The sequence below is a fragment of the Candidatus Methylomirabilota bacterium genome, from assembly GCA_035936835.1.
GTDB lineage: Bacteria > Methylomirabilota > Methylomirabilia > Rokubacteriales > CSP1-6 > AR37.
Genome location: DASYVT010000183.1, coordinates 16,131 through 26,847, shown reverse-complemented (window position 1 = coordinate 26,847; position 10,717 = coordinate 16,131). Strand labels below are relative to the sequence as shown.

Here is a 10,717-nt window from a genome sequence, read left to right as displayed (position 1 = left end):
CCGTTCAGGATCTCATCGTTGTTCGTCCGTCCCGCGCCCCGGCTATCCCACGGCCCCGGTCCTATGCCGTGCCCAACCCTATGCCGTAAAAGACGTCCCGCAGCCGCAGCTCGACTTGGCCTGGGGGTTGATGAACGTGAAGCCCCCCTGCAGCCCCTCAGTGACGTAGTCGAGCGTGACGCCGTTCAGGTAGAGGTAGCTCTTCGCGTCGCAGACCATCTGGACGCCGTCGACGTCGAACTTCTTGTCGTGCGGGCCGAGCTCGGAGTCGAACTCGAGCGAATATGACAGCCCCGAGCAGCCCCCGCCCTTGACGCCCAGGCGCAGGAACACGCCGTGGAGGTTCTGCTCCTCCAGGAGCTTCTTGACGTGCGTGCTCGCCGTCTCCGTCAGTGCCAGTGCCATCGGTTCTTGACCTCCCTGTCCTTAGGATGCGCTGCCCGGGGCGTGCGTCTCCGCCGCCGTCCACTTTTCCTTGTAGTCCTGGAGCGCGGCCTTGATGGCGTCCTCGGCCAGGACCGAGCAGTGAATCTTCACCGGGGGCAGCTTGAGCTCGTTGACGATGTCCGTGTTCTTGATCTTGGCCGCGTCGTCCACCGTCCGGCCCTTGAGCCATTCGGTCGCCAGGCTCGACGAGGCGATGGCGCTGCCGCAGCCGAACGTCTTGAACTTGGCGTCCTCGATCACCCCGGTCTCGATATTGACCTTGATCTGGAGCTTCATGACGTCGCCGCACTCCGGCGCGCCCACGAGCCCCGTGCCCACGCCCGGCGTGTCCTTGCCGAAGGACCCGACGTTGCGCGGGTTGTTGTAGTGATCCACCACCTTGTCGCTGTAGGCCATAGGTCTATGCCTCCTGGGCGCCGTAAGGCGCCGTTACTCGCCCTTCCACTGGATCGTTTTGAGGTCCACGCCTTCCTTCGCGAGCTCGTACAACGGCGACATCTCCCGCAGCCGGTGCACGACCTCCACCATCCGGGGGCCGACGTAATCGACTTCCTCCTCGGTCGAGAAGCGGTGCAGCCCGAACCGGATCGAGGAATGGGCCAGCTCGGAATCCACCCCCAGGGCCGCAATCACGTACGAGGGCTCGAGAGTCGACGAGGTGCAGGCGGAGCCCGAGGACAGCGCCGACTCCTTGTTGAGCCCCATCAGCACGGACTCTCCCTCGACGTAGGCGAAGGAGATGTTCAGGTTGTGCGGCAGCCGGTGCTGCGGGGGGCCGTTGACGTAGGCCTCGTCCACCTTGGAGAGGATCAAATCCTGCAGGCGGTCGCGCAGGGCGCCGAGGCGCTTGCCCTCCTCCGCCATCACCTCACGACAGATCTCGGCCGCCCTTCCGAACCCGACGACCAGCGGCACCGGCACCGTGCCGGAGCGCATGCCGCGCTCGTGGCCGCCGCCATCCATCATGGGGGCGAGCCGCACGCGCGGGTTCTTGCGGCGGACGTAGAGGCAGCCCACGCCCTTGGGCCCGTACATCAGGTGGGCCGTCGCCGACAGCAGGTCGATGCCCATGGCCTCGACGTTGACCGGCACCTTGCCCGCCGCCTGGGTCGCGTCGGTGTGGAAGACGATGCCGCGCTCCTTGGCCAGCTTGCCGATCTCGGCAATGGGCTGGATCGTCCCGATCTCGTTGTTGGCGAACATGACCGAGATCAGGATGGTCTTGTCAGTCAGCGCCGCGCGCAGCGCGCCGAGGTCCACCAGCCCCTCAGGCCCCACGGGCAGGTAGGTGACCTCGAAGCCCTGGCGCTCGAGCCGCTTGCAGACGTCGAGGCTCGCGCGCTGCTCGATGGCCGTGGTCAGGATGTGGTTGCCCTTCTCGCGGTACATCTCCGCCACGCCCTTGAGGGCCAAGTTGATCGACTCGGTCCCGCCCGAGGTGAAGATGATCTCTTTCGGGTCGCGGGCGCCTAAGAGCGCGGCGATCTGCTCGCGCCCCTTGTCCACGCCGGCCTCGGCCTCCCATCCAAACGGGTGGTTGCGGCTCGCCGGGTGGCCGAACTTCTCGGTGAAGTAGGGCAGCATGGCCTCGAGCACCCGGGGATCCATCGGGGTCGTGGACTGGCTGTCCATGAAGATGGGGAGCTTGGGCGGCATCGTCTTTCTCCTACGTCGTGGTGACCAGCTCGGCCACGGGCACGAAGCCGTCTGAAGCAAGCTCGGACAGCGTCATGGTGTCGAGCAGACGGCTGATGCTGGCCTGGATTTTCTGGACCGGCCGGCGGAGGTTGCAGCGCGAGTACTGCGGGCAGTCGTCGCCATCGGTCATGCAGCTGACGATCTCGATCGGGCCCTCGAGGGCCCGCACCACCTGCCCGACCGTGATGGCCTCGGGCCGGCGCGTCAGCACGTAACCGCCCTTGGGGCCGTTGTGGCTCGTGATGAGCCGGTGCTTGGCGAGGCGCTGAAGGATCTTGGCCAATAGCTCGCCCGGGATGTGGAATTCCTCGGCGATGCGCTTGGCGCTCACCGCGCCCTCATCTCCGTGGTCGGCGATGTAGTGCATCGCCATGAGCCCGTAGTCAGCCCGCTTTGTGAACCTCAACATGCCGTCCCGCTCCTCCTATATCCGACCAAATCCATCTCCGACTGTTATTGTCGTAGTCTCGCACCTGGACCTTACCCTGTCAAGCCCTAAGCGTGGATTCTTTTGGACGAACGGCCTGTACTGCCGCCAGGCCAGACGCTCAGACCCAGGCCTCTCTCAGCCGTCGCGCGGCCTCCTCTGGGGGCAGGTCATTGACGTGGATCCCGCCGATTCGGCTGAGGCGATCCGGCGAGGGTGTGATCTCGAGATGCCAGTGGTAGTCCTCCGCAATGGTGGACCACTCGCCCGGCAGGAGCTTGGCCGCCTGGTTGGGGGCGGTATAGAGCACCATCTCGAAGGAGGGATCATCCGGGAGCGAGGCCAGCGTCCTGAAGTGGCCACGCAGCAAGGCCGCCAGATCCGCCACGGCGTCGGGTGTGAGCGCCTGCTCGAAGGCGCAGGCGTGCTGTCGCGGCAGGATCCAGGCCTCGTAGGGCGAGCGGGCCGCATAGGGCACGAGCGCGACGAAATGGGGCGTCAGGCGGATGACGCGCTCCCCGTCGGACACCTCCTGGCGGATAACGTCGCAGAAGACACAGCGTCGCTTGTACTCGTAGTACTCGCGGCACTGGATGAGCTGGCGACGCACGTCGTCGAAGATGACAGGGACGGCGACTACACGGGAGTACGGGTGGCTGATGCGGGAGCCGGGCTTCTTGTAGAGCCGCGTGATCAGAATGTCGCGGATGGCCGGGTCCTTCTTAAGGTCGCGCAGCCGGTCGCGGTACATCCACAGGACCTGTTCCCACCGCGCCTCGTCCATTCCCGCCGGCGTGAGATCGTGCTCTGGGCTCTCGATGATGAGCTCGGTTGCCCCGCGCGGAGGGACCTTGTCGTAGAGACCCACGCCTTCGCGCCCAACGTCGCGCTCAACGCGGAAGTAGGGATCGATCTCAGGTACGACGCGCACGCTCCACCCGGGCCCGTCCGGCGCGGAGCCGTCCTTGCGGTAGGCGATAATCTCCGGCGGCGTGCGGGACTCGCTGCCGGGACAGAATGGGCAGTCGCCACTGGCAGGGGGCGCCTCGCCCGCGGGCCGCACCAGCACCCAATGGCCCCGGGTGGGGTCTTTCCGGAGATCACTCATGTTCTAAGCCACCTTAGGGAAGCCGGCCTCCCAAGTCAAGGTTCCCGGGTTCTTGCGCGACGTGTTAGCCTCAAGGCAAGGAGGGGGAACCATGAGCGAGCACCATGTCGTCGTCTACTCGAGCCCCACCTGAGGCCCTTGCAAGGCGGCGAAAGAGTTTCTTTCGTCTCAGAACGTGCCCTTCGAGGAAATTAACGTGATGGCGGACCCGCAGGCGCGTGAGGACTTGGTGAGACTGACGGGTCAGATGACGGTGCCGGTGATCCTGGTGGACGATCAGGTCGTCCGCGGCTTCGACAAGCCCGCGCTCAAAGCCCTCCTCGGAATTTGAGGAGCGCTGCGGGGCGCGGACTGGGCAGATCAGGCGACCCGCGCCCGGCCCTACCCTACTTTCCCTTGTCGAACTGACTCTTGAGCTTGCGCAGGTGGAGCTTGGCGACGTCCACCCAGTCCTTCTCCGTGGGCTGCGGACCCGCCAGCTCGATGTAACGCTCCCACAGGGCGATCGACTCCTTCGCATCCACGCGCTCGTAGACCAGCGCCAGGTTGTAGAGCGCCCCGCTGTTTTTGGCGTCGAGCTCTACGACCTTCCGGTACTCGCCGATGGCCTCCTGGTAGAGGCCCTTGTCCTCGTAGACCTCGGCCAGCCCCATCCGCGCCTCGGTGTTGATGGGGTCAAGGTCCACGGCCTTCTTGTAGGCCTGCACCGACTCGTAGTAGAGCTCTTTCTCCGAATAGTAGATCTTGCCGAGGCTCGCGAAGACCTTGCCGGAGAGCGGGTTGTGAACCAGCGCCTTCTGATAGGCGCCGATGGCGCCGTCCACGTCGCCCTTGGCCGCCTTGGCGTCGCCGAGCCCGACATAGGCCTCGGCGTAGAACGGGCGCAGGTCGATGGCCTTCTCGTAGGCCCCGACAGCTTCGTCGAAGAGCCGCCGCGGCGCCGTGAGGTAGAGATCGCCCAGCCCCTTGTAGGACTCGGGGAAGGTCGGGTCCATTTGGGCGGACGCGCGGAAGTCCGCCGACGCCTTCCAGCGGTTGCCGAGCGTCTGGTGCACCGTGGCGCGCGCGTACTGGGCGAGGACGAACTGGGCGTCCGCTTCGATGGCGCGGCTCAGGGAGTCGACGGCGGCCTCGTTGCCGTCCGCGGTGCCTCGCTCGGCGGCGATGCGCCCGCGTACGTAGGCCTCCCAGGCCTTGGGCGAGACCGTCCCTACCGCCCACTTCTGCATGCGCGCCGCCTCGGGCTCCGTCGCGGAGATCTTGATCGCCTTCGCATAGGCGGTCGGCAGGCTCCGCAGCCGCTCGGGCAGTCCGCCCTCGGGGACGGGGATGGCGTCCAGCTGGCCACGGTCCACGCGCTCGCCGTGGAACTCGACCCAGCGGCCCAGGAAGACGAGGTCGCCGCCCGAGCGGCGCACTTCCCCGAGGATCGCGACATCGGCGCGCACGGTGCGGGCCGCCGCCACCGCGGAGGGCTCGTTCCACGACTCGGGCTGGGGCAAGGTCTTCAGCCGCGCACGGTCCACCTGAATGATCCCCGGCACCTGGCGGAAGGCGTTCATGACCGCCTGCGCCGCGGCCTCACCCAGCCACTGCTCGTCGCGGGCAAGGTCCGTCGTGGCGTAGGGCAGGATGAGCACGCTCCTGACCTTCGTCGCCGTGCCAGGCCCGGCAGTCTGGGCCAACGCGGCGGACGGGAGCGCGGCCGTGAGCAGCACGATGCAGGCGATACGGATGATCGCGCTAGGTCGTTCGGCTCGTGTCACGGCCTCGCCCTCCTTGTCCCAGCCGTATGGTCTTGAGACGGGTCACCACCCGCCCGAAGGCGCCAGGGCCGATACGCCTGAGCGCAATGTCGGGCACCAGCAGGATCGCGGCGGCGCCAAGTAGCCACGGCCACAGGTCCAGCGTGAGACGGGACTTCCGGCGGCTCTGCAGGAAGACGTCGCGCGGCTGGCCGACCGGGCCACCGCCCGTCAGCTCCGAGATCTCCCTGAGGAATGTCTCGTCCACGCCCAAGTCCCGGAACTCCTGGGCGTAGGGTACCACCAGCCCCGCCAGCTGCGAGCCGACTATCTGGTCGCCCTTGCGCTGCGCCATGCCGACGAGGTAGACGCCCTCCTGGGACGCCAGGAAACGCCCGCGGTACCGGCCGGGGCCGATCTGCTCGAGCTCCACCACGGTGCGCTGCTTGTCGGGCGACACGACGCCGACCTGGGAGTCGAGGAAATTGATGAACTCGCCCTTGCTATCGATGGCGTCCACCACCACCTCGCCCGTGTCGTCCACGCGCGAGACCGTCGCCACCGTGTCGCTGCGCGAGCCGGTCCGGAGCGTCCACCGCGTTACCTGAGACCAGAACTTGTTGAAGCCCCCCCAACGCAGCCAGAGCACGGCCCACTTGCCCTTGGCGTCCGAGGTGAAGGCCACGGAGCGTCCCAGGCCGTAGCGCCACGTGGCCAGCAGCGGGTCCTCCTGGTGGGTCATGAGGACCATCTCGGCATTGCCCTTGAGCGTGGTGGCGACGTAGCCGCCGAGAGGCGGCGCTTCTTTCCAGTCGATCTCCTGTATGGCCTCGTGCCCCGGCGAAGCGACGGACGCCTTGAAGGGCTGCTCGACCAGCGAGGCCTTGGAAGCGAGCTGGGTCTCGAGGGTGAAGATGCGCGGCACCGTCGCGCCCTCGTCCGTGTAGTAGAAGCGCCCGCGCCCCCACTTGGCGATGTCCACCATCAACTGGACGTCGGCGTCCTTGCCGATGGCGACCGTGGACACGGTGATCTTGTCCTTGGTCATGCGCCGCACAAGGCCGGCGAAGTCGCCGCGCGTCATCTGCCCGTCGGAGAGGAAGATGACGTGTTTGAGCAGGGCCGGGCGGTCGTACAGGACCTGGTAGGCCTCCTTGAGCCCCGGGTAGCCGTCGGTGCCGCCCCCCGCCTTGATCGTGGCGATGGCATGGTGAATGGCCTGCTTGTCGCGGGCCGGGCGGATCGGCGAGTCCCAGACGAACTCGGTGTCCCAGCTCATGACGCCGACCTCGTTACGGTCGTCGAGCAGGTCCACGACAAGGTGCGAGGCCTCCTTCGCGATGTCGAGCTTGGTCGCCTTGTCGTCCGTCGTCATGGCCATGGAGCCCGAGCGGTCGATCGAGAGCACGACGGCCAGGCTCGGGATCTCCACCTTCTGCTTGACCTCCATCGTCACCGGCAGCGCCTCTTCGATCGGCGTGCGGTAGTAGCCGCCCAGCCCAAAGCTTTCCTCGCCACCCAGCATGATGAGGCCGCCGCCTTGTTCACGGACGTAGTCGCGGATGCCTTCCATCTGCTTCTTCGTCATCTTGAGCGAGGACACGTTGGAGAGGATGATCCCGTCGTACTTCTGCAGACCGGCGGCGTCCTTGGGGATGCGCTCGGCCTCGACCAGCTCCACGTCGATGTGCTGGGCGCGGAGCGCGGCCGTCAGGGCCTGGGCCTGGCTCTTGTCCTTCTCGACGAGCAAGACCTGTGGCCGGCCGCGCACGACCACCGTGCCGACCGCGCGATTGTTTTCTTCAATGATGTCGCCCTCGACATCGAGCGCGGCCTGATAGACATGGATCCCGCTCTGCTCGAGCGACTGGCGGTAGGCGAACACGTTCTTGCCGGCGTTGAGCTTGATGACCTGCGAGCCCAGGAACTCGCCGTTTCGGAACATGGACAGCCGCCCCTGGGTCTCGGCCTGGCTCCAGGCGACGACCTTGGCCTGGAACGGCTCGCCGAACTTGACCTCGCGGGGCAACAGCATGGACTCGACCACCACCTCCTGCTTGAAGGTCAGCGGGGCGGGCACGTACCAGATGTCGGCGCCCGCGTCCTTGGCGGCCTGCGCCACCGCGAGCGCGTTGCCGACGTTCTGGCGGCCGTCGGAGAGAAGCACGAAGCGGTTCGCGTGACCGGGCGGCGTCGTAGCGAGCGCCAGCTGGAGCGCCTGCGCCAAGTTGGTGCCGCGCCCACCGACCTGCACCTCGGGCCGGTCGATCTTGCCGCCCGGCCTGAGCGGCTGGGCGACCACCGCTTCCTCGCCGAAGACGATGACGCCCGCCTGGTCTCCCGGCCGCGCGCCGCCCGCCGACTGCGCCGCGAAGCGGAACGCGCTCTCGCGGGCCGCCAGGCTCACGCTGTCCGAGACGTCCAGCAGAAAGACGACGTTCAAACGGTCCACCCAGCGCGGCACGGTCGGTCTCACCAACGCCAGCAGCACGAAAGCGACCAGCACGCAGCGCAGCCCCAGCGCCCATCGATCGCCGACGTTGTGGGGCACGCCGAGCCGGCCCGCTGTCTGCCGGCGCCAGTAAAGGAAGCCCTCGAGCGCCAGGAGGAGGACCGCCAGCGCCGCGACGAACTGCCAGAGCTCGCGCAGGATGGGAACGGGCGCCGTGTCGGGCCGTGCGCCCTCCACAAAGCTCGGCAACGGCTTGGGATGGAGCTCCGACTCGTCGGGGTTGAAGAGGTTGACGGCGATCTTGGTCTCTCCGCGCGAGGTCGCCACCGTGTAGACCCCGACCTCGTCCGTCTCCGTGAAGCTGATCACGCCGCGGGTCACCTGGGCGCGCACGCTCCGGCCCGACGGCGTCCTGACCGTGGCCGTGGTGACGCCGTGCTCGACGGGGAGCAGGATCGGCTGGCCGGTCTGGAGCGAGAGGCTGGCCTGGTCGAGGTCGGCCGGGTGCAGCCACCGGAGCGCCCTGGACATCATGACCGGGAAGGCGACGCGCAGCGGCAGGTCGGAGCGGAAGAGATCAAAGCCGAAGAAGACGGCCTTGCGATTCGGCTCCTCGAGGAGATAGACGATCGGCCCGCCCACCGCTTCGACCAGGGTCTTGCCGGCCGCCAACGGCCGCACGCGCAGCGCGTCCTCGATGGCGACCTTGGCGAAGTCCACCTGGCGCATGATGGGGTGGCTCCGGTCCCAGTCCATGATCACCGGCGACTCGAGCCGGCCCAGGACTTCCAACGGCACGTCGGGCGGCGACGTGTTGACGAGCACGAAGCGCCCGCTGCCGATCCGCGGCGGGCTGACGCTGTCGAGCACGACGACGTCGAAACCTTCCATGCCGCCCTGGTACGCGTCGGGCTTGCGCACCTCGAGCTTCACCTGCGGGTCGGTTGACAGCTCCTTCTCGAGAAAGAGGTTGCCCGGGCTGACCAGGAGCACCCGGATCGTGCGCGCCGGCGCGATGACGGCGTAGGCGGCATCGTCAGCCGAAAGATCGTCCGAGAGGGTGAGCCGCGCGCGCAGCACCCCGCCCCCCGCGTGGGAGAAGGGCAGCACGACGGCGCGCCGCACCTGCGGGTCGAGCGTCAGCGTCTTCTCGGCCACCACGTCGCCGTCGATCGTCAGCGAGAACCCGAAGCTCTCAGCCTGGTCCGAGAAGTTGGCGAACGACACGAAGGCCTGCGAGTCGAAGGCGCCGATGTAGTTGCGGCGCACCGCAAGGCTGGTGATGGCGACGTTGCGCCCCCGCTGGCCCACGCCGACCCACCGCACGCGGACGTCGTCGGCCTGGCCGCGGAGCGCGGCCGGATGGGCGCCGTCGGTGAAGACGTGGATCTCGGCCCGCGCGTCCTGCCCGACCAGGGCGCGCGCGGTGCGGACGGCCTCGCCGAGCCTGTTGGGCAGATCCCGCGCGTGCGCGTTCCGGATCGCGGCCAGCGTTTGCTCCCGGTCGTGGCCGAAGGGCGCCAGGACGCGCGGCTGGACACCCGCCTCGATGACCATGACCTCGGCGCCCGCGCCCAGCCCGTTGACCATGGCGACGGCCTCGCGCTGGGCCCGGACGAAGCGCGACGGCGAGACATCCGTCGCCTTCATCGAGGCCGAGGTGTCGAGGACGACGACGATGCGCTTGGCGCCGTGGCCCATCACGGTCACCGCGGGGCGCGCAAGAGCCAGGGCCAGGGCGAGCAGCGCCAGCAATTGCAAGATCAGCAGCGGGTCGCGCTGCAGCCGCTGGAAGAAGGTCGAGGCCTCGCGATCGCGCAGCGCCGGGTTCCAGAGGAGAAGGCTCGACACCATCGCCTGGTGGCGCCGCACCTTGAGGAAGTACAGGAGCAGGAGCGGGACTGACAGTGCCCCGACGAGCAGCGCGAGCGGCGAGAGGAAGCTCATGCGAGCAGGAGCCCCTTGAGCTGGCGCAGGACCATCTCCTCCACCGGCGTGTCGATCGTGACGCGATGGTAGGTGATTTCATTCGCGCGGCAGAAGCTCTCGGCGCGCGCAAGGAACTCTCCGAGCCTCTGGCGGTAGTCGCCCATCGCCTCGCCGTCCATGGTCAGGTCACGCACCTCGCCCGTCTCGGCATCCGTCAACCGCAGGTCCCCCGCGAGGATCGGATCCACTTCCTCGGGCGCCAGGACGTGGATCACGTGGACGTCGAAGCCGCGCTCGAGCAGCGCCTTGAGCCCGCGCTCGTAGCCCGCCGGATCCAGCAGATCGGAGATCAGCACGGCCACGCCCGCCTCGCGCGAGCGGAGCGCGTAGGCGGCCAAGCCCTCGCTGAGCCCGGTCGGGCCGCCCGCACGAAGCCTCCCAGCGAAGTCGAGGAGCGAGAGGAACTGCCCGCGGCCGCGCGTGGGGCTCCAGCCCTCGGCCATGCGATCGCGCACGACCGCCACGCCCACCCGCTCGAGGTTGACGAGGCCCACGAAGCCGAGAGCCGCGGCGAGCCGGGCGGCGTAGCGGAGCTTGGACGGCTCGCCGAAGCTCATGGAGTTCGAGCCGTCGAGGAGGAGGTGGAGGCAGAGGTCTTCCTCGTCGACGAAGAGCTTGAGATAGAGGCGGTCCAGGCGGCCGTAGATATTCCAGTCGACGTAGCGCAGGTCGTCACCGACGCCGTACTGCCGGTAGTCGGAGAACTCGACGCTCATGCCCTTGCGCGGGCTCTTGCGCTCGCCGCGCGCCCGGCCGCGGAAGGCGCGGCGCGAGACGAGCGCCAGCCGCTCGAGCCGCGTCAGGAACTCTGACGATAGAAGGTCCTGCCCCCGGGTCGCGGTGGCCACGCG

8 protein-coding genes and 1 pseudogene are annotated in these 10,717 nt (G+C 68.0%); 1 reads left to right on the top strand and 8 read right to left on the bottom strand.

Going from position 1 to position 10,717, the window contains the following annotated elements; all coding sequences use genetic code 11:
- Window positions 1-78: 78 nt before the first annotated feature.
- The 5 genes from VGV06_16680 to VGV06_16660 all read right to left on the bottom strand — a co-directional run bounded on the left by VGV06_16680 (window position 79) and on the right by VGV06_16660 (window position 3,680).
- Entirely contained in the window at window positions 79-405 is a 327-nt protein-coding gene (locus tag VGV06_16680; GenBank protein ID HEV2056778.1) for an iron-sulfur cluster assembly accessory protein, read from the bottom strand.
- A gap of 21 nt (window positions 406-426) precedes the next feature.
- Window positions 427-843, bottom strand: a complete 417-nt coding sequence (gene iscU, locus VGV06_16675) for a Fe-S cluster assembly scaffold IscU (protein ID HEV2056777.1) — start codon at window positions 841-843, stop codon at window positions 427-429.
- A 33-nt stretch (window positions 844-876) separates the two neighbouring features.
- Window positions 877-2,103 carry an IscS subfamily cysteine desulfurase gene (locus tag VGV06_16670; protein HEV2056776.1) on the bottom strand — a complete coding sequence of 409 codons (1,227 nt, stop codon included), beginning with the start codon at window positions 2,101-2,103 and terminating at the stop codon, window positions 877-879.
- 10 nt (window positions 2,104-2,113) lie between these two features.
- Window positions 2,114-2,554, bottom strand: a complete 441-nt coding sequence (locus VGV06_16665; protein HEV2056775.1) for an Rrf2 family transcriptional regulator — start codon at window positions 2,552-2,554, stop codon at window positions 2,114-2,116.
- 139 nt (window positions 2,555-2,693) lie between these two features.
- Entirely contained in the window at window positions 2,694-3,680 is a 987-nt protein-coding gene (locus tag VGV06_16660) for a galactose-1-phosphate uridylyltransferase (protein HEV2056774.1), read from the bottom strand.
- A gap of 148 nt (window positions 3,681-3,828) precedes the next feature.
- Between VGV06_16660 and VGV06_16655 the strand changes: the two are divergent.
- A pseudogene (locus VGV06_16655) lies at window positions 3,829-4,011 on the top strand (glutaredoxin domain-containing protein).
- 55 nt (window positions 4,012-4,066) lie between these two features.
- On the opposite strand, the gene VGV06_16650 reads toward VGV06_16655, so the two are convergent.
- The 3 genes from VGV06_16650 to VGV06_16640 are packed head-to-tail and all read right to left on the bottom strand — an operon-like array spanning window position 4,067 to window position 10,714.
- A complete protein-coding gene (locus tag VGV06_16650; GenBank protein ID HEV2056773.1) occupies window positions 4,067-5,446 on the bottom strand; it encodes a tetratricopeptide repeat protein in 1,380 nt (459 codons plus the stop codon).
- Window positions 5,424-9,824 (bottom strand): VWA domain-containing protein, encoded by a 4,401-nt coding sequence (locus VGV06_16645; protein ID HEV2056772.1) that lies wholly within the window; start codon window positions 9,822-9,824, stop codon window positions 5,424-5,426. Before VGV06_16645 ends, VGV06_16650 begins: the two co-directional genes overlap by 23 nt.
- On the bottom strand, window positions 9,821-10,714 hold the full coding sequence (locus tag VGV06_16640) for a DUF58 domain-containing protein (protein ID HEV2056771.1): 894 nt from the start codon (window positions 10,712-10,714) through the stop codon (window positions 9,821-9,823). Before VGV06_16640 ends, VGV06_16645 begins: the two co-directional genes overlap by 4 nt.
- Window positions 10,715-10,717 lie beyond the last annotated feature (3 nt).

What these genes read in the sequence shown, in the direction of transcription:
- VGV06_16665 (HEV2056775.1), bottom strand. Translation starts at nt 2,554, where the DNA reads ATGTTGAGGTTCACAAAGCGGGCTGACTACGGGCTCATGGCGATGCAC.
- VGV06_16680 (HEV2056778.1), bottom strand. Translation starts at nt 405, where the DNA reads ATGGCACTGGCACTGACGGAGACGGCGAGCACGCACGTCAAGAAGCTC.
- VGV06_16670 (HEV2056776.1), bottom strand. Translation starts at nt 2,103, where the DNA reads ATGCCGCCCAAGCTCCCCATCTTCATGGACAGCCAGTCCACGACCCCG.
- iscU (HEV2056777.1), bottom strand. Translation starts at nt 843, where the DNA reads ATGGCCTACAGCGACAAGGTGGTGGATCACTACAACAACCCGCGCAAC.
- VGV06_16660 (HEV2056774.1), bottom strand. Translation starts at nt 3,680, where the DNA reads ATGAGTGATCTCCGGAAAGACCCCACCCGGGGCCATTGGGTGCTGGTG.
- VGV06_16645 (HEV2056772.1), bottom strand. Translation starts at nt 9,824, where the DNA reads ATGAGCTTCCTCTCGCCGCTCGCGCTGCTCGTCGGGGCACTGTCAGTC.